The 16,184-nt window shown below is 70.5% G+C and carries 20 protein-coding genes and 1 pseudogene; 5 read left to right on the top strand and 16 right to left on the bottom strand.

Annotated elements, in window-relative coordinates; all coding sequences use genetic code 11:
- Positions 1 to 449 precede the first annotated feature (449 nt).
- Genes ACFWGN_RS20945 through ACFWGN_RS20970 form a run of 6 tightly spaced genes read right to left on the bottom strand, consistent with a single transcriptional unit; the run spans position 450 to position 3,808 of the window.
- Entirely contained in the window at positions 450 to 599 is a 150-nt protein-coding gene (locus ACFWGN_RS20945) for a hypothetical protein (RefSeq protein WP_377619653.1), read from the bottom strand.
- A 51-nt stretch (positions 600 to 650) separates the two neighbouring features.
- Positions 651 to 905, bottom strand: a complete 255-nt coding sequence (locus ACFWGN_RS20950; protein ID WP_377619655.1) for a hypothetical protein — start codon at positions 903 to 905, stop codon at positions 651 to 653.
- A 28-nt stretch (positions 906 to 933) separates the two neighbouring features.
- Positions 934 to 1,329: a hypothetical protein gene (locus ACFWGN_RS20955; protein ID WP_377619657.1), complete on the bottom strand. Its 396-nt coding sequence runs from the start codon at positions 1,327 to 1,329 to the stop codon at positions 934 to 936.
- Positions 1,330 to 1,379: 50 nt separating this feature from the next.
- Entirely contained in the window at positions 1,380 to 1,991 is a 612-nt protein-coding gene (locus ACFWGN_RS20960; RefSeq protein ID WP_377619659.1) for a hypothetical protein, read from the bottom strand.
- 42 nt (positions 1,992 to 2,033) lie between these two features.
- A complete protein-coding gene (locus tag ACFWGN_RS20965; protein WP_377619661.1) occupies positions 2,034 to 2,813 on the bottom strand; it encodes a thermonuclease family protein in 780 nt (259 codons plus the stop codon).
- 23 nt (positions 2,814 to 2,836) lie between these two features.
- A complete protein-coding gene (locus ACFWGN_RS20970) occupies positions 2,837 to 3,808 on the bottom strand; it encodes a hypothetical protein (protein WP_377619662.1) in 972 nt (323 codons plus the stop codon).
- Between the two features lie 164 nt (positions 3,809 to 3,972).
- On the opposite strand from ACFWGN_RS20970, the gene ACFWGN_RS20975 reads away from it, so the two are divergent.
- Positions 3,973 to 4,173 carry a hypothetical protein gene (locus ACFWGN_RS20975; protein ID WP_377619664.1) on the top strand — a complete coding sequence of 67 codons (201 nt, stop codon included), beginning with the start codon at positions 3,973 to 3,975 and terminating at the stop codon, positions 4,171 to 4,173.
- Between the two features lie 30 nt (positions 4,174 to 4,203).
- On the opposite strand, the gene ACFWGN_RS20980 is transcribed toward ACFWGN_RS20975, so the two are convergent.
- From ACFWGN_RS20980 to ACFWGN_RS20995, 4 genes are read right to left on the bottom strand one after another with little or no spacing between them, the layout of a single operon-like run.
- Positions 4,204 to 4,344, bottom strand: a complete 141-nt coding sequence (locus tag ACFWGN_RS20980) for a hypothetical protein (protein ID WP_169834177.1) — start codon at positions 4,342 to 4,344, stop codon at positions 4,204 to 4,206.
- Between the two features lie 54 nt (positions 4,345 to 4,398).
- Positions 4,399 to 4,962 carry a hypothetical protein gene (locus tag ACFWGN_RS20985; protein WP_377619666.1) on the bottom strand — a complete coding sequence of 188 codons (564 nt, stop codon included), beginning with the start codon at positions 4,960 to 4,962 and terminating at the stop codon, positions 4,399 to 4,401.
- 8 nt (positions 4,963 to 4,970) lie between these two features.
- Entirely contained in the window at positions 4,971 to 6,392 is a 1,422-nt protein-coding gene (locus ACFWGN_RS20990; protein ID WP_377619668.1) for a hypothetical protein, read from the bottom strand.
- The gene (locus ACFWGN_RS20995) at positions 6,389 to 8,917 is read right to left on the bottom strand and encodes a hypothetical protein (RefSeq protein WP_377619670.1); all 2,529 of its coding nucleotides are present in this window, start codon (positions 8,915 to 8,917) and stop codon (positions 6,389 to 6,391) included. Before ACFWGN_RS20995 ends, ACFWGN_RS20990 begins: the two co-directional genes overlap by 4 nt.
- A 1,184-nt stretch (positions 8,918 to 10,101) precedes the next feature.
- On the opposite strand from ACFWGN_RS20995, the gene ACFWGN_RS21000 reads away from it, so the two are divergent.
- The 3 genes from ACFWGN_RS21000 to ACFWGN_RS21010 all read left to right on the top strand — a co-directional run bounded on the left by ACFWGN_RS21000 (position 10,102) and on the right by ACFWGN_RS21010 (position 11,904).
- Positions 10,102 to 10,821 (top strand): hypothetical protein, encoded by a 720-nt coding sequence (locus tag ACFWGN_RS21000; protein ID WP_377619672.1) that lies wholly within the window; start codon positions 10,102 to 10,104, stop codon positions 10,819 to 10,821.
- 62 nt (positions 10,822 to 10,883) lie between these two features.
- The gene (locus tag ACFWGN_RS21005) at positions 10,884 to 11,579 is read left to right on the top strand and encodes a DUF6308 family protein (RefSeq protein WP_377619674.1); all 696 of its coding nucleotides are present in this window, start codon (positions 10,884 to 10,886) and stop codon (positions 11,577 to 11,579) included.
- 70 nt (positions 11,580 to 11,649) lie between these two features.
- Complete coding sequence (locus ACFWGN_RS21010) at positions 11,650 to 11,904, top strand: hypothetical protein (RefSeq protein WP_377619675.1); 255 nt, start codon at positions 11,650 to 11,652, stop codon at positions 11,902 to 11,904.
- Here ACFWGN_RS21010 and ACFWGN_RS21015 read toward each other — a convergent pair.
- The 6 genes from ACFWGN_RS21015 to ACFWGN_RS21040 are packed head-to-tail and all read right to left on the bottom strand — an operon-like array spanning position 11,846 to position 14,761.
- Positions 11,846 to 12,253, bottom strand: a complete 408-nt coding sequence (locus ACFWGN_RS21015) for a hypothetical protein (protein ID WP_377619676.1) — start codon at positions 12,251 to 12,253, stop codon at positions 11,846 to 11,848. The two genes, ACFWGN_RS21010 and ACFWGN_RS21015, sit on opposite strands and share 59 nt — an antisense overlap.
- 9 nt (positions 12,254 to 12,262) lie before the next feature.
- Positions 12,263 to 12,553, bottom strand: coding sequence for a hypothetical protein (locus tag ACFWGN_RS21020; protein WP_377619677.1), 291 nt, complete (start codon positions 12,551 to 12,553; stop codon positions 12,263 to 12,265).
- Positions 12,546 to 12,866 carry a hypothetical protein gene (locus ACFWGN_RS21025; RefSeq protein WP_377619678.1) on the bottom strand — a complete coding sequence of 107 codons (321 nt, stop codon included), beginning with the start codon at positions 12,864 to 12,866 and terminating at the stop codon, positions 12,546 to 12,548. Before ACFWGN_RS21025 ends, ACFWGN_RS21020 begins: the two co-directional genes overlap by 8 nt.
- Positions 12,867 to 12,926: 60 nt before the next feature.
- Entirely contained in the window at positions 12,927 to 13,427 is a 501-nt protein-coding gene (locus tag ACFWGN_RS21030) for a hypothetical protein (protein ID WP_377619680.1), read from the bottom strand.
- A complete protein-coding gene (locus ACFWGN_RS21035; RefSeq protein WP_377619682.1) occupies positions 13,424 to 13,897 on the bottom strand; it encodes a hypothetical protein in 474 nt (157 codons plus the stop codon). The genes ACFWGN_RS21030 and ACFWGN_RS21035 overlap by 4 nt, the downstream gene beginning before the upstream one ends.
- Before the next feature lie 57 nt (positions 13,898 to 13,954).
- Complete coding sequence (locus ACFWGN_RS21040) at positions 13,955 to 14,761, bottom strand: hypothetical protein (protein WP_377619683.1); 807 nt, start codon at positions 14,759 to 14,761, stop codon at positions 13,955 to 13,957.
- A gap of 449 nt (positions 14,762 to 15,210) precedes the next feature.
- On the opposite strand from ACFWGN_RS21040, the pseudogene ACFWGN_RS21045 reads away from it, so the two are divergent.
- Positions 15,211 to 16,165: pseudogene (locus ACFWGN_RS21045) on the top strand (manganese catalase family protein).
- The last annotated feature ends 19 nt before the right edge of the window (positions 16,166 to 16,184 follow it).

Consider the following 16,184-nt stretch of genomic DNA (forward strand, 5'->3'; position numbering starts at 1 on the left):
GGGCTCTGACCTGCACTTATATCAATCCACTCGACCTCGGGCCGGGAGGAGTTCTGGAGTGGTGCTTTTCGGGCATAGCCGGACCACTTGGGGCATGGCCGGGCCGTTTGGGGGGTAGAGGCCAAGCCCTCGACGTGCGAAACCGAGCTGGGACGTCGATGTCCGAACAGAGTGGTAGGTCACCGATGCGCCAAAAGTAGAGATCGCGCCCCGCATTCGGGTGGGCGCCCGGAACAGGACGTAAATCCTGTTGGTGACCATCTGGGCGATTGTGCGCGAGGGTGCGCGGAATGCCCGGACGCCCCGCGCGCCTCCTTGGTACTTACGCAAAACGGACTGGTAGGTTCGTTCGCGAGACCCCGGCACCGTGACGCGACCCCCTGCACGTCACGCTGTCGGGGTCTTGCCACGGCCGACTTCACCCGTGCACGCCGCGCAGCACGCTGACCTCAGGCGGTCCGGACCCACAGCACTCGGTATCCCTCGGGCAGCTCGGCGTCGAGCTTCTCGCGCAGCAGGTCGTACGTCGGGGCCTCCAACGTGACCTCCTCGGCAGGGGCTTCGGGTGCGCGCGGGTCTGAGGGGATGGGCTGGATCATGGCGTGGAGAATCACAGGGCCAGGGTAGGCCCACCAGGAGCGGGGCTGCGATCAGATCCGGGTGCAGTGCGACTGCGGCACCCACGCCTGCCACTCGCCCCACCCGGGGGCGACCTGGCGCACCAGCAGCCACTGCTTGTACCTCGCGACGACGTCGAGCTCGTAGGTCTGGGTGCCCTGGCCGTACGTCGCGGTCGTGACCCTCGCACGCAGCGGAGGGTCGTAGGTGCGCGGGTTCAGAAAGCCACTGCCACCGGTGTTGACGACGAGCATCGAGAAGTCCCGGTCGTCTGGTTTCCTCGTCACCCGTCCAGTCTCTCGCCGGCCGCTGACACTACGTCGCGACGCCCCCGGTGCTCACGATCGCGCGCCACCGCTCCTCCTTGCGGTGCAGGTAGCCGAGGATGTGCTCGACCTCCACCTGGTCCCCGCCAGGCTCGTCTTGGCCCGGCGCCAGGTTCAGCACGGCCAACGTCGCGCTGGCCGCATCGACGCACCCTTGCGCGTAGGAGTCGACCCGGTTCCGCTTCCACCACGGCACCCGCATGGCTGCCCGCTCGCGGTACACGGAGTCCCGGTGGGTCTCGATGAACTCGACCAGGATGGAGATCCGCAGCGTCGGGGTCGCCGCCGTGTGCGCACTCTCCTGGACGACCGACGCCAGCGACCCCAGGGTGTCCGCCGAGCCGAGCGAGTAGGCCACCTGCTGCACGCGGTCCTTGCGCCTCATGGGGTCAACGTATTGCCGCGGCGCACGAGGAGAGAAGGATGAAGTCCGGGTCACGTGGCCTTGGGCGCGGAGTCGTCGAGGGTCAGCGTGCCGTCCTCGGTCCACTCCTGTATCGAGAGCCGGGTCATGAGCACGAGCGTCTCGGAGTCGTGCAGCCAGCTCATGAGCGACTGCTCGGCCGTGCCGAACCTGCGGTGGACGTTGGAGTACAGGTACTTCGTGTAGTCCGAGTGCGCGAACCGGCCGTAGAGGAGATCGTCGACGACGTCGTGCACGTTGCGCGCCGGCTCGGAGCCGTACTTGAACGACGCCCACGAGGACTTCTGGAACCGCTCGAAGGTCGTGCGGGCGTTGAGGAGCGCGAGCTGGATGTCAGGGTTCGGGGGCAGCAGCTCGTCGAGCGCCTCGAAGATCTTGGTCAGGTAGACCTGGTCGGTCGGGAGGTCGACGAACTTGCGGATGGAGGCCGAGCGCACGATCCGCGCGATGTAGTGCGGGTCGGTGCCGCGAGCGGGGTAGGTGACCGAGACCGACTCGGCCGGCAGGGCATCCATGAGCACCTGGTGGTCGTTGACCAGGTCCATGAACATCCGCAGGAGCGCCGCAGGGGTGGGCGGCTTGCGCGGCTTGCCGTCGTTCACGCGCGAAGGTCGGGTCGTCATGGCTTGCAGGCTATGGCGTCGCACCGACGTTGTCCCGAGACTTCACCCCTTCTCCGGGCACGGCTTCCACGTCTTGCCGCCGGGCGCATAGCAGCGTGGCCCGGTGTAGCCCGGGTAGTCGCCGCCGTCGTCCTTGGGTGCAGGAGGCGGCGCGGGGACAGGGTCGGGCACCGGCACGGCCGGAACCTCCGGCACGGGGACCGGCGCCGGGGCCTCGGGCGTGAGCGCGGGCTGCCCGCACGCGGGCGTCGTCGCCTCGGCTGCGAACTGCGCGTACTCCTCCTCGCGCGGGTGTGCGCCGTAACCGTCCGTCGAGTTGTAGCGGGGCACGGCCAGCCCATCGACGAGCAGGTCCGGCACAGGGTCGAAGTCGAAGATGCCAGGGTTGACGTCGATGTACCCCAGGGTGCGGTCGTACCGGTCGGTGCCCATGCGGGTGAGCGTGACCTCGTGGTCGAGCACCAGGTTGCGCAGCACGTCGCCCGCCTCCTGGTAGCAGGGCTCGCCCTCCTCCGGGGTGTCGATACCGACCAGGCGCACCCGCTCACCGCTCGACACGTCGACCGTGTCGCCGTCGACGACGTTCGTCACGACCAGTACGTCCTGCGAGAGCTGGTCGGGGACGTCCCCGTCGTTCGGTACCAGACCGACCTCGTCGGGACCGGCGCCGTGCATGACGCGCTCCTGAGCCTGCGTCTGCGGCGGAGTCTGGGTGACGGCCTCGGGGGTCGTCTCCAGTGCCGGTGTCCGGCAGGCGGCGAGGGTCGTGACAACCGCGAGCACGGTCAGGAGCGCGGGTACGGTGCGTGGCTTCGTCGGCACCCGACCAGTATCGCCGAGGATCATCAGGTCGACGAGGTGGGTGCCGAGTCCAGGAGCGCCAGGCGCGCGTTGTCGAGGTGAGTGAAGTACCGGCGCGCGCTCATGAACAGCACGGCGCACCCAGGCTCGGTGAAGGCGTCCTCGCGGTCGGCGTCCGCCGCGCCGACGGGGTGCAGTCCGTAGTTGCGGATGTCGCGTAGGTGAGCCGCCTGGGCGCGCACGTCGTTGAGGGTCTGGGAGGCGAGTGCCTTCTGCTGGCGGATGACCTGGTCGGTGCGGTGGATGACGTCCGCGGCGCTCTCTCCTCGCGCGACGAGGTCGTCCAGCTTGCCGTCGTGCCCGTGGGCGGCCGCCCCGACGACGAACCACGCGGCCTCGCTCGCTGCGGCGAGCAGGTCGGCGGCGGCGAGGAACCGGCCGGCGTGGAAGCACGCGACGGCCTCGCGCAGGACCTCGATGCCGCGGGGGCCCAGGACGTCGTCGAGCCCATCGACCAGGTTCTCGCGCGCGAGCTGGTGGCGGTGGTGGGCTTCGGGGCGCAGCAGCCTCCACCGACCCTCGTGCCCGAACACCGGCACGCGCGAGGGGAAGGACGTGTTGCCGGTCGAGGAACCCCCGCCGTACACCTCGTGCACCGGGACCGAGTCGGTTACCTCGTTGTAGCTGTCGCCCTGGACCATCACGACGACGCCGTTGGCGTTGAGCTCGGCGAGCACTTCGAGCACCGCGGCCCGGGCTCGCACCCGCATCAATGACGGGTGGTTCGGGTCGATAGTCGTGCGAGAGCCGTCGCTACCCCTGGTGACCTGGATCTGTTCGTTGCCGTGCGCGTCGATGCCGCTCGGCGCGAGGACACGCTGAACGAAGTCGTTGGCGTGGAGCGAGGTGCCATCGGCGAGGCCGTCGAGGATAATCTCGCGCGCCGCGATGAGGTCGCTCGTGCTTGGCTGTGCCGCGACGTAGAGCTGGCCCTTGATGTCCTGGCTGGTCGTCATGCCCACAGGGTAGGGCGTGCCGGACGCGCGGGGCGGCGACGTACCGGCAGGCCCGTGGGAGACTCGCCGCCATGGATCGCAGGCAGGGGCCGGTCACTGACGATTCGCCTGACGCAGCGCCAGCACCGCGCCATCGTGCTGCGCTCCTTCGAGCGTATGTCGCGATGGGGACCGCTGTCCTGGCCCTGCTCTCGTACCCGCCGATGGCGTGGTTTGCGAACACGGCCAGCAGCGAGTGGTGGGGAGTCGGTGCGATCGGAGCCCTGGTGGTTTCCGTGCTGGTCTTCGTCATCGCCCCGATCGCGATCGTCGTCGCGGTCGTCTGGTTCCTGATCGCGTGGCGGCGGTTCAGCACGCAGGGATGACCTGCCCCTCGTGCGCCCGGGTCTCGCGCGTCAGCCGGTGAAGGCGGCGATCACGAACGCGACGACGACGACGGCGAACACGCCCATGATGAGCCGGCTGCCTCCGGTCGAGGCGATCCAGTCGTTCATCTTCTTGCGGTCCTCGCTGCTGGGCTCGAAGCGACCAGGCATGGTGTCCTCCTGCGTGTGGTGTGGGGGCGCGGCAGGTGCCGCGCCCACCGGTACCTATGCGGAGTCGGCGTCGTCCTCCTCATCGAGCAGCGCCTCGAACATCTCCCCGAGCTGGCCCAGTCCCGTGTCCTTGCCCGCCGCCCGCAGCTGGGCGCGCATCGCCTTGATCTGCGCGCGGTCGGGGGCGTGCTCGCGGCAGTACAGGGCCTCGCCGATGCTCTCCCAGTAGGTGCCGACCCCGCACACGGTGCACACCGACCCGATCTCGGCGAGGTCGAAGACGCCCGAGGCGAACAGGCCGCAGTGCGTGCAGAACCCGGCGCCGTTGCGGTAGCCGCGCGTCTCGAACTCGTGCTCGTGGTCACCGGCGGTGATCCGCGTGTACTTCTCCCAGGCGGCGTCCTCGGCCGCGGTGATGCTTGTGCCCTCGCCGCGGATGATCGTCTTGGGCTCGGCGGGGAACGCCTCGACGAACGCGGTGCCGTACGCACCGTTGGACCTGGTGAGCACGAGGCCGCTCGACCCGCCCTGGACCTTGCAGTCCACCGGCCACGGGTGGCGCAGCGTGTAGCGGTCGTGGTCGATGGTGCGGGGGACCGGCCGGTCGGTGGAGTCCATGCCTAGACCTATGCGCGCGAGGTCTTGACGCCGTACCGCCCCGGTGGGCGCGGGGTCGATGCGGCGCCGGGCGGCTGGGCGAACTTCGTGGCCGGGGCCTGGCCGGCGTTGCGTGAACCGGGCACCGGGATCTGGTCGGTGCCCGAGGCGCGCACGACCAACGGCCACAGGTGCACCCCTGGCAGGTCGCGGCGCAGCCAGTGCGCCACCCCAGGCAGGTAGGACTTCGCGGCCAGGATCAGGTTGGGGTCGTGGGAGGGGTGCGGCTCGAACGCGACATCGAAGATGTCGAGCAGGCCGACCCGCTGCCAGCGTTCGTCCGCGGGGCCGGTGGGGCGCCACGCGGACAGGTCGAAGAACTCGTCGCTGACGTGGTGGCGTGCAGGGAACCACTCGTCCCAGCGCACGACCGCCATCCGGTCCGCCGTCCAGCCCGTGCGGGCGGTGCCCGGGAAGTGCTTGACGGCGTTCGAGACCGCGGTGCGAACCTCGCGCTCGACGGACTGGCGGGAGGTGCGGGCCACCGGCGGGGCCACGACGAACACGACCATGAGCCCGGTCAGGTCCCACGGGCTGTTCGCCAGGACCTTCGCCCACCGGTTCACCTTCGTCGTGAAGCTGCCCGAGACGGACGCGGTGATCTCCACGGCCAGGCGTGCACCGTCGCCGCGGATCACGGCCAGGTCTGCGGTCTTGCCCATCATGTCCTCGCCGGGCCCACCGTTGGACGTGGAGGACAGGAGCGAGACGGGGCAGTTCAGCTCGCCGAGCACGGCCCCGACCTCGGCGCCGCACAGCTCGCTCACGCGCAGCCCGAGCTCGGTGGCGAGCACGTTGTGCCGGTCGTACTGCCCGGCGCTCTTCCAGCCCGAACCTCCGGTGACGCGCACGTGCTCGGTGTACGTCAGGTGCGGGGCGATGTCCTTGTCGAACACCTCCGAGCGGGTGGTGCGGATCAGCTGGGCGTTGGAAGACCCGGCGCTGGCGCCCACCGGTGCGATGAACCGGCCCAGGTCGACCAGGTGCGCGTTGAAGGAGTCAGCGACGATCTTGTTGTACGCGCGCTCGGACCAGTTCGCCAGACCCAGGTCGCCGGTCATCGCGACGAGCTGCTCGGCGGTCAGGGTGCGCCAGGCGTTGACGGCGCCGAGCATGTTGATGCGCCGGTCGCGCAGACGGTCGTCCTCGCGCACTCGCGCCACGGCCTGGTCGCGGTCAGCGAGCATCCACGCGGGGGCGTTGACCAGGCCCGCGGTGTTCATCGCTTCGACGTCGGTGCGGGTGGCCCAGGACGCGAGCGAGCCCTGGACCCAGAGCCCGTCCCAGTACGGGTCGAGGCGTTCGCGGGCACCGAACATGCCGTCGGGCAGCGGGGACGCGATCTCGCTCAGGTGGGTGCCGGTCGCCGTCGCGCTCGTCGCGGCGCTCACCAGCCCGCCTCCGGGTCGTTGGCGTCAGCGACTGCCGCGGCAGGAACGGGTTCTGGCCCGGCCCCCGGCGTCCAGCCTTGCAGCTCGGGGAAGCCTGCGACGTCACCGGCGAAGTAGTGCGCCTTGAACGTGAAGGGCGTCTGGCGCTGGTCGTCGAACGCGGTGCGCACCGCTGCGGTGTACCGGGGCAAGGTCACCATGTCCGCGACCGACCACGGTGAGCCGTCCGCCGCCAGGTCCGCGACGATCGGGGCCGCGGCCCCCTCGTTCGACTGGCGGAACGCGATCAGCGTCGAGTAGTCCATCACCGACTCGCGCACCCGCTCACTGAGCTGGGAGGAACGCTGGGTCGCGAACGCGGAGCGGACCCCGAAGCTGCGGCCCTGGTCGTGCAGCCACGTGATGACCCGGTCGTCGGACCCGGCCAGCAGCGCCAGCTCGTCGGCGAACATCGCGACCGAGTAGCCCTGCTCGCCCCACGCGGCGCAGTTGCGCATGATGGCGCGCTGCAACGAGAACATCAGCATGCCGGCCATCTGGTCGGCGACCTCCGCCGGCAGGTCCTCACCGGGGCGCATGACCGAAGGGCCGGTGTTCACCACGACCGAGCGCAGCCCCGTCAGGATCTGGTCCCACGTCAACGAGGGGCGCGTGCCCGACCACCAGTGACCTGCGGCCAGCAGCGCGAAGATCTTGTTGCGCGGGGGAGCCACGGCGTCGCGGCGCGAGCTCGGGGTGTTGCCGCCGTAGTACGGGCGCAGGGCGTCGCGCGCACAGTTGAGCCCCGGGTCGGGCGCCCCGAGCCGTTCGAGCCGGGCAGCCTCACCGGCGACCTCGGCGTCCAACCGCACCGCCACCTCGTCACCGCGGCCACCGACCAGGATGTAGATCAGGTCCATCAGCGCGACGTCGGCGCCGACGCCGTCGACCTGCGCCAGGACGGTGCGCCCGGCCTCGGTCTCGGTCAGCGCGAGCGCGGCGGCGCCGAACGACGCCAGGCCCATGAAGGACGAGGGGCCGATCGCGCCGTCGTCCAGGACGTACTTGAGCATGTCGGCGAAGAACAGGCCGCGGTCGTTCCACGTGCCCGGGACGTCGAGCAGGTTGATGGACCACCCCTGCGGGTCGGCGACCTCCACGAGGGTGGCGCTGTCACCCATCGCGTGCGCCCACTCCAGGTACTTCGTCGCGCCCTCACCCTTGGACTCGAACGCGACCAGGGCCTGGTTGCGACCGAACGTGCCGGGCAGCCCGCAGGGCCGCACGCGGTCCAGGCACGCCCACGCGTACATGCCGTTCAGGAGCAGGGTCTTGCCGCTGCCTCGGCGCCCCGAGATGAACGTCCCGCCCACCAGGTCCGCGGCCGACAGGTACACCGGGTTGCCGACGGGGTCGTACCCCAGGAGTGGGCCGACCCGCTGACGCAGCGGCGGCGGGACCGGGCGCCCCCCGGTCGACATCTGGCCCGAGACGGCGCCGGCGTGCGGTGCGCACAGCAGGACCGGCAGGTGCGGGCCCAGGACGAACGAGCGGTGAGAGACGGGGTAGTTGCCCTGGCGTGCCTTGACCTGGCGGCCGTCGTTGTCGGTGCCGCCCTTCGTCGGTGCGGTCCACGGTCCGCGCCACATCTCGTAGTGCGCGGGTGCGGGGAACAGGCCGCTGCGTGCGGCAGCTCGAAGGCGGGTGTCACGGGTGGGGATCGCGCCGCGCCCGATCGCGTACCCGATCACGGCCGGTGGCAGGGCGAGCAGCGTCGCGACGACCAGCAGCGTCGAGGTCAGTGCCCCCGCCCACGGCAGCCCCGCAGGTACGAGCGAGGACGCCAGCGCGGGCAGCGCCGCCCCCGTCCACAGGACCAGCGCCGCAGCCAGCCACATCATCGACCACACGGTGCGCGGCACGACCCGGCCGGTACGCACCGGCAGGTCGAACCCAGGCATGGTCGAGGCGACCTGGCGCAGCAGCGCGTCCGCGTCGGAGGGGTGCTCGGCGCCGACGTAGAACGACCCGATGACCGCCTCGGACGCCAACGAGTGGTGGGTCGGCAGGAACGTGGCCATGCGCGTGGCCAGCCAGCGCGAGTGGCGGCGGTACTCGAAGCGGCCCGGCCCGCGCAACGTGATCGCCAGCCACTGCCCGTCCGTCATCGACGCGGCCAGCAGGCGTGCCTGCTCCGCAGGGTCAGCGCCCTGCTGCGTCTCACGGAACGTGCCGGAGAACGGCTGGAACATCAGCTGGCGGATCTTCGGCGTCGAGGTCAGGACGTCGACCGGGACCTCGGCCTTGACCGCTGTCGCGCCGAGCGAGGACGCGAGCAGGTCCGCCGCCTTGCGTGACGCGGCTGAGGCCGGTGTCACCAGGTACGTCGACTGCGCGCCGTCACGTCGGGCCACGAGCAACGTCACCGACCCGAACTGCGACAGCGACTGCGTCGTGAACAGCCCGGCCCGCTGCACCGCGACCAGGACGTCACCTACCCCCGCCCCGGTGGGGGACAACTGCCATGCCTCGACCTTGGTTCCCATGCCTGTCACCTATGCGCAGAACGCGCCCCCGGGACAGGCCTCGAACCTGCCTGCGGATGCACGTACCGGGCAGAGGGGGCGAGGAGAATGAAACGGACGCTTCTGCGCCGTACAGACCACCGCGGCCCCCACCCTCGCCGCCCCCTTCTTCTGGTGGTGTTGGTCTGGGCGGGGTGCGCCGCGTGTGGCGCGGGGTGGGGGTGTGTCTCGTTTCGTTCGCTGGGGCTCACTGCACTGGTTGGTCGTGGGGTGCGTGCCGCTTCGCGTCACGGTGGTGGTTTCGGCTGCGGCCCGGGGGGCCTTGCCTGGTGGGTGGCGTCCCGCTTCGCGTGCCGCTGCCGTGGGGGCGTCGTCCCGCTTCGCGTGCCGTCTTCGTGACGGTGGTGTGTGCCGCTTCGCGTCACGGTGGCCCCTGCGGGGGCGTGGTGGCTGGCTTGGTTCTGCCCGGTTCGGCTCGTACTGGTGTGTTGACGGGGTCGTCTCGGCGCGGTCAGGCCAGGTGGTGGGGTGGCGGCCTGTCGTGACGTGTGACGCAGCGACGAACGGGACGTGTGCCGCACCAGGCAGGCACCTCAGGCCACCGGAGGAGTAGAGCAGGAACAACCAGGGTGGGGTGGCGCCTGCGCAGCGCCAACGAACCGCACCAGACGAACACGGCCAAGCCGACACAGACGACAACCCGGGTGGGGTGGTGGTGGCGCGCAGCGCCACCCGAACAACGAGCAGACCAACAAGACGACCAACGTGGCGCGCAGCGCCACGAACAGAACAACGACCCGACGACGGTGGCGCGCAGCGCCACACGCCGACCAGGACAACAGCCGCCGCCACGTGACGCGCAGCGTCACCGCCACCACGAACAGCCCCAACGAACCGCCAGACAACGACACGAACAACACCACGAACAACGACCCGACGACACGAACAACACCACGAACAACGACCCGACGACACGAACAACAAACCGAACCCCAGCGCGAGGAGGCGAAGGGAGCGCCAGCGACCGAAGCCGACGAGCCTCTTGTCTTCTGCCGGTCTGCCAGCCAGCTTCGACCTGGCCTTGGCCTATCGGCCGCTCGGCGCTGTCGCGCACCGGTCGCGGGGCCCGGGGATCTGGTGGTCAGGTCTGGGCTTGGGCGTGGCGCGCGCGTCGTGGGTGGCCGAGCGGCCGGTAGGTTGTGGCCGTGCTCGCCTCCATCAGTGACTTCTTCGGTCGGGTCCAGCCGGGCTCGTGGCCGGACTGGCTCGCCGCGATCTGTACGGGGCTCGCATTCCTCGTGGCCGCGATTGCGTACACGCGTGACGTCAGGGCGAGACGGTGGGCGCAGGCACGACTCGTGCACGTCGAGGTCGTGCTCTCGACCGTTACGCACCTTGGCCGCGTTCCGGCCTGGCGGGAGGTGGTGACCGTGATGGGTGGCGACGTCGGGTCAGTGGAAACGGTTCGGGGCCATCCGCGATTGCGCGCAGTCAACATCCCGCCAGCGGCCGTGGTGGTCGCGGAGATCCACAACGGCAGCGACGAACTCGTCGGTCTGACGCTCGTGCGCGCGTACGGGCGAAGCGGCCCTGATGACCCATGGGACTTCGAGGTGACGGGTGGGCCGGTCGGCCCGAGGGGCAAGGTGGTCATGATGTTGCTGTGCTCGCTCTCCATGCTGAATCAGCAACCTGACGTCGAGCTGGAGGTGACGTTCCGCGATTCGGCCGGTCGATGGTGGCGACGTCGCGGAGTCGAGCCGGCGCGCCGCGCGAAGGACAAGGAGCGCGAGATCCGTCGAGAAGGTCGCGCCATCACACGCCAGCGGCTGCGCGCTCGGTGGGGGTCCGCGTTCCCCGCGAGCGTGCGGCAGGCCGGGCGTCACCTTCGAGCGCGTTGGAATGCCGGCGAGAACTCCGGGTGACTTCCGGGGGGAGCGTCGTCGTGGCGCCCGGCGATGTCGTCGGCTGCCGCTACGGTCACCGCATGCTCCCTCCTGTGCCCGACACGTGGCCCCCTGTCCCCGACGGTGTGCTCGACGCCGCGCACCGCACCGCGCTCGACGCACTGAGCCTGGTCCGCTTCGAGCGGTACTACGACGTGGCGGGCAACTATGCCGGGGCGACGTTCGCGTCCATCGAGCCGAACGACCCGATGGACGTCACGGCCGCGGACCTGCACGCCCTGACGATGCTCGCGATCACGGTCGGGCCCGGCGCGACCAGGCGTGTGCTGGAGGACGGGCCGTTGCGCGACGGGCTCCTCGCCGCCCTGGCTGCGACGCCGACCGGCGCAGACCTGGTGGACGCGAGCGCGGCTGAGCTCGACGCGGCGTGGGACCTGACGAACAAGGCCCGCGCAGCGTTGGCCGACCCGACGACGAAGTCGGAGTCGGACCCGTGGGTGACCGCGGCGAAGCTGGCCGCGCGCAAGCGACCGCGGCTGCTGCCGGTGCGGGACACGTTGGTGCGCCGCCTGCTCGGGTTGGAGCCCGCCCGCGATGGGCGCCTGGAGATCCAGGTGATCCGCTCGCTCGTCGCGGACCCGGCCGTGCTCGACGCGATCGAGGCGGCGCTGGCACGGGCGCTGACGACCGCGGCGGCCGAGGGACGAACGTGCGTCTACGACACGACCGAGCTGCGCCTGCTCGACGTCGCACTGTGGATGCACGCGGCTCGCTGAGCCGGGGACGTTGCTGGTGGTCGGACCCACGAGATGGGTGTCACCACTGATCGACCCTGAGGAGCCAACCGTGTCTGTGCGCGCCGCGATCGAGTTCTCGTCCGGGATGCCGGTGCCCTCGTTCACCGAGCGGGTCTTCGCTGACGCCGCCTCGGCGTGGCGCGCCCTTGCCGACTTCCGTGCCGACCAGGAGCTGGACGTCTCGATGGCCCCGCAGCCCTCGCGCACGGTGCGTTCCATGGCCGGTCGCGTCAAGGCGGGCACGGTCAAGGTGCCGCTTCCTGGCAGCGGGCGCGCCTACCGGTACGTCGTCGCACAAGCCTGAGGCCGAACATGATCGGCATCGTGACGCTCACGTCGTAGGCTCCGGCCGGCAGGGCTGCGCCCTTCTGCGAGAACGGGCCGAACTCGGCCTCGCCGTCCTGCAACACGGCCTGGTCGCTCGCGTTGAACACGCCCTCGGCGAAGACCGACGCGCCCAGCTCGGTCCCGTCCGGCAGGTTCGACTCTGCGGTCACGGTGACCGTGCCGTCGTCGTTGAGGACGACGTCCATGGTGAGCTCGGCCCCGATCAGGGTGGGGCCGGCCGTCGTGGGGCCCTCGCGGGTATCCGCCGTGCAGCCGGTGACCAGGAGGACAGCGAGGACTGCGGCAGCCGTGAGGGTTCGGTTCATGGTCCGAGGCTACGGCCGCGCGCGCTCGCCGGGGTCGAGACGTGCCCGGCGACGGGCAGCAGCCTCGGCGGTGCGTCGACGCTTGGCTGCCCGGACCGCGGCGCGATCGACAGCGGCCCCGTCCCACAGCAGCTGCCCGGCGCGGACCCGTGCCCACGCCTTGGCGTCGCGTCGCTTGGGTGCACGCCAGCGCGAGCTGACGGTCAGCACCTGCTCGTCGTGCTTGGTGCACGGGGTCAGGGCGACGGTGCGGCACGTCGTGCACGCGAACCTGACCGATCGGCTCACCACGTCAGTCACCGTCCTTCTGCGGTGCTGGTCGGCGCTGGCTCGCCCACCCTGCGGCGTCTTCGTCGAGCACGTCGCGCAGCGCGTGGGTGCGCGCGCGGTCCAGGTCACCGCGACCAGAGAGGTCCGCGGCGTCCAGGTCACCGAGCAGGTCGGTGCACCGGGCGTGCAGGTCGCCGTCCACGCGCCACGCCTCGAACGCGTGGCCCATGACGTCGGCGGAGTCCGTCAGCGACCCGGCCAGCGCGTCCAGGCGGGTCCGGGCGACCAGCCGGCTCAGGCGCCACCCCTTGGTCGGGATCTGGTCGAGCACGAGCGGGTGCACGGCCTGGTACTGAGGCTGGGCCAGGTCGAACAGCGACCCGGCAGGGTCCGGGCGCAGCGATCAGGACCACATGGTGTCGGCGGGTACTCCGTCGCCGGGCAGGACACGCGCCCATGCGTCTCGGCGTTCGTCCCATTCGGCCTCGCTCACCTCGTCCGGGAGGTCGGCGTTGTTCCAGTACCCGTACTCGTGCACGACGTCCAAGGACTCGAAGGCTTCGCGCAGCTCGGGCTGCTCGCTGAACGTGAGCGCGAGCAGGGTGCCGGTGACCGGGTCGGACCCGACGGCGACCTCGAACCGGTGCGGTGCGTGCTCCCACGTCCCGGGCCGGGCCTTGGCCTGCTCGTCGGTGATGTCCCGGTAGGCGCTGGTCAGCGGGGACCGGGGGCGCGGGGACCCGGCGAGGTCGGCGTCGTCGATCATGGCGGTGGCCTTCACGGCCAGGACGCGCGCGTCGAGCCGGTCACGCACCGGGCCTAGTGCCTGCACCAGGTCGGGCACGAGGTCGAAGATGTTCGTCCCGGGCGCGAGGCGGTACCCGTTGTAGATCTTGGTGCTCATCGGCTCGGAGTCCTCTCGACAGCGATCATCCGGCACGGGTAGCCGTTCCCGGCCAGGGCGTGCGCGATCGTGTGCGCGTCGATCTCGTGGTCCTTGCCGTGCACGTCGGTGCGGGTGCAGCGCACGCCGCCGCTGTCGGTCGCCGAGCACGGCAGCTTCACGCGCGAGTCGTAGATCTGGCAGTCGGCCAGGACCGGCGGGGCCTTGGCCGGCGGGGTCTGGGCGGCACGGGTGTCGACGATGAACTGCTCACCGGCCGGGCTCAGGCACCAGCGGCGCACGCCCTTGGCGGTGTCCCACGTCTCGGCCAGGCCCATCACGACCAGGCGGTCCAGGACGCGCGCGGTGTTCGCGGGGTGGAAGGTGCCCATGGCCCGCGCGGTCGCCCCGGCGGAGCGTCCGCTGAACGTCCAACCGTGCAGGGCACGCAACGCGGCGTGCTGTGCGGGGGTGATCGTCTGCTTGCTCATCGCTCTCTCCTTCTCGGCGGGGACACCCTGCTCATGGGGCGCCCGGCGCGGAAAGTCTCAAGCCGCCGCGGCGCTCACGTTGGCGGCTGCCGCGGACTTCTTCTCGGCGTGACGCCAGCGCTGGTAGTGCATCTCGCACAGGCCACGCCTGCGCAGGGCGTTGCTGCACGCGGGTTCGGCGCACGTCGTCGCTTTCTGCGCGAGCTCGGCGCGGACCGCGACCAGGACCTGGTCGGTCACGACCCAGCGGCCGTCGACCTTCGTGGCTCCGACCTTCGCGAGCAGTAGGCGCAGCGTCGAGGGGGCCACCCCAAGGTCGGCGGCGATCTCCGACTGGGTCAGCGGCTTCGGCTCGTTGGGGGCGTCCGGCTTGGACAGCCGGTGGGCCAGGGCGCGGCGCAGCGTCCTCTGGTCGGCGATGGGTGCGTCACGGAACGCGTGGGCACGGTCGCCCATGCGCCGCTCGCCTTCGACGACGTCGCCGTACGGGGAGCGGACCGCGCTCGGGTCGATGTCGTAGTCACCGAACGGGTCGTAGGTGCGGGCCAGGCGCGTGATGAGCTCCTCGTACTCCAGGTGCGTCAGGGAGCGGATCGCTGTCCAGTCCAGGGCCAGCGCGCGGCGCACCGCGATCTCGTCGATGTGCGGAGACCACACGTCCTGGGTGAGCCAGGTCATCGCGTCGGTCGCGGGGAAGAACCCGAGTCCGGGGTTCGCGCGGCGGGCCATGCGGCTCAGGATGCGCACCTCGGCGGTGGTCAGGTCTTCGTCGGGACGCTCGTCGCGGGCCGCGAACAGGGCCACTCGGGCGCGCTGACTGACCGAGCCGGGGTCGAGCCCGGGGACGTTCGCGTTGAAGCTCATGATCTGGGTCCCGCCGTCGTGACGGTCGCGGTCGCGTCTGGGCTCATGCCTGACCTATGCCGTGTTGGGGCGTCGAGCACACCTCGGTAGTTGTGAAGACGCCCACTCGGCGTCGCGGTCGGTGGACGTCAGCGGGTACACGAGGCGGGAGACATCGGGGCGCCGGCTTCCCGATGTACTCGTCCTCAAGCGCCGTAGCGGTGCCGGTGCTCGGTGCTCGGTGCCGGGAGCTGCGTCCTGCTCCTGACCCAGCAGGCACCGCAGACCTGGCTCCGAGCCGGAGCCCTGGTGCTCCTAGGCGTGGCTCTCTATCTGGTCACGCGCCTGGCCGGTCGTCGCACGGGCACTGCCCCTCGCACAGACGATTGATCGACCGCCCCAGATGCCAGTGGAGCAGGTGTGTGCGCACGGTGGACGGATCCACATCGGTTTCACCGAGGAGGCTCGAGATGTATCTGCACGTGCAGCGACTGATCAATGACATCGTGGCGGACGAACCCGACCCGGCGGCCGCGAACGCCCTCCAGGAAGGCCTGGGCGGCCAGTTCGGCGAGATGCGGACGATGATGCAGTACCTGTTCCAGAGCATCAACTTCCGCGGCCCGACGGGCAAGCCGTACCGGGACCTGCTCCAGGGGATCGGGACCGAGGAGATCAGCCACGTCGAGCTGATCGGCACGACGATCGCTCGACTCCTCGACGGTTCACCGCGCTACAACGGGAAGAAGACCGACCCTCTCGACACACCCGGAGGCGGCGGGAAGACGCCGCTCGACCTGGCCCTGGGGGAGGGCAACATCCATCACTACCTGGTCGCGGCTCAAGGTGCCCTGCCCGTCGACGCAGCCGGCAACCCGTGGAGCGGCAGCTACGTCTACAACTCGGGAAACCTCGTCCTGGACCTGCTCTACAACCTGATGCTCGAGTCCACGGGACGTCTGCAGAAGTGCCGGATCTACGAGATGACCGACAACCGCTCGGTCGACGATCTCCTACCTGATCGTCAGGGACCAGGCGCACGAGAACGCCTACGCCCGGGCCCTCGAGACGCTGGGCGTCGACTGGGGCAAGCTGCTGCCCGTACCCAAGACGAACGCGGAGAAGTTCCCCGAGGTCAAGAAGCTCGTCGACCTGGGGCTCCAGTCCAAGCAGTACACGTTCGACCTCGAGGGCGCCTCGGAGGCCGGGCGCATCTTCCAGGGGATGTCGCCCTCGAACGACGGGACCGAGCTCGACGCGACCGAACAGGCCCCGCCCGGTGTGCCGTCGACCATCGCCCGGGAACGGTACGAGTAGTTCTCTCCCGGTCTCGATCCCGAGCTCCTCGCGCTCATCCAGGCGACGGCCGACCTCGAGATGGCCACGGCCGCCGAACCGCTGTTCGCACCGACCAACAAGGCCTAGCACCTCCCCGCGGAACAAC

Origin of the sequence: Oerskovia sp. NPDC060338 (genome assembly GCF_042726295.1) — a bacterium.
In the GTDB taxonomy this organism is placed as follows: domain Bacteria; phylum Actinomycetota; class Actinomycetes; order Actinomycetales; family Cellulomonadaceae; genus Oerskovia; species Oerskovia merdavium.

What these genes read in the sequence shown, in the direction of transcription:
- ACFWGN_RS20945 (WP_377619653.1), bottom strand. Translation starts at nt 599, where the DNA reads ATGATCCAGCCCATCCCCTCAGACCCGCGCGCACCCGAAGCCCCTGCC.
- ACFWGN_RS20955 (WP_377619657.1), bottom strand. Translation starts at nt 1,329, where the DNA reads ATGAGGCGCAAGGACCGCGTGCAGCAGGTGGCCTACTCGCTCGGCTCG.
- ACFWGN_RS20960 (WP_377619659.1), bottom strand. Translation starts at nt 1,991, where the DNA reads ATGACGACCCGACCTTCGCGCGTGAACGACGGCAAGCCGCGCAAGCCG.
- ACFWGN_RS20970 (WP_377619662.1), bottom strand. Translation starts at nt 3,808, where the DNA reads ATGACGACCAGCCAGGACATCAAGGGCCAGCTCTACGTCGCGGCACAG.
- ACFWGN_RS20975 (WP_377619664.1), top strand. Translation starts at nt 3,973, where the DNA reads ATGGGGACCGCTGTCCTGGCCCTGCTCTCGTACCCGCCGATGGCGTGG.
- ACFWGN_RS20980 (WP_169834177.1), bottom strand. Translation starts at nt 4,344, where the DNA reads ATGCCTGGTCGCTTCGAGCCCAGCAGCGAGGACCGCAAGAAGATGAAC.
- ACFWGN_RS20985 (WP_377619666.1), bottom strand. Translation starts at nt 4,962, where the DNA reads ATGGACTCCACCGACCGGCCGGTCCCCCGCACCATCGACCACGACCGC.
- ACFWGN_RS20995 (WP_377619670.1), bottom strand. Translation starts at nt 8,917, where the DNA reads ATGGGAACCAAGGTCGAGGCATGGCAGTTGTCCCCCACCGGGGCGGGG.
- ACFWGN_RS21005 (WP_377619674.1), top strand. Translation starts at nt 10,884, where the DNA reads ATGCTCCCTCCTGTGCCCGACACGTGGCCCCCTGTCCCCGACGGTGTG.
- ACFWGN_RS21015 (WP_377619676.1), bottom strand. Translation starts at nt 12,253, where the DNA reads ATGAACCGAACCCTCACGGCTGCCGCAGTCCTCGCTGTCCTCCTGGTC.
- ACFWGN_RS21030 (WP_377619680.1), bottom strand. Translation starts at nt 13,427, where the DNA reads ATGAGCACCAAGATCTACAACGGGTACCGCCTCGCGCCCGGGACGAAC.
- ACFWGN_RS21035 (WP_377619682.1), bottom strand. Translation starts at nt 13,897, where the DNA reads ATGAGCAAGCAGACGATCACCCCCGCACAGCACGCCGCGTTGCGTGCC.
- ACFWGN_RS21040 (WP_377619683.1), bottom strand. Translation starts at nt 14,761, where the DNA reads ATGAGCTTCAACGCGAACGTCCCCGGGCTCGACCCCGGCTCGGTCAGT.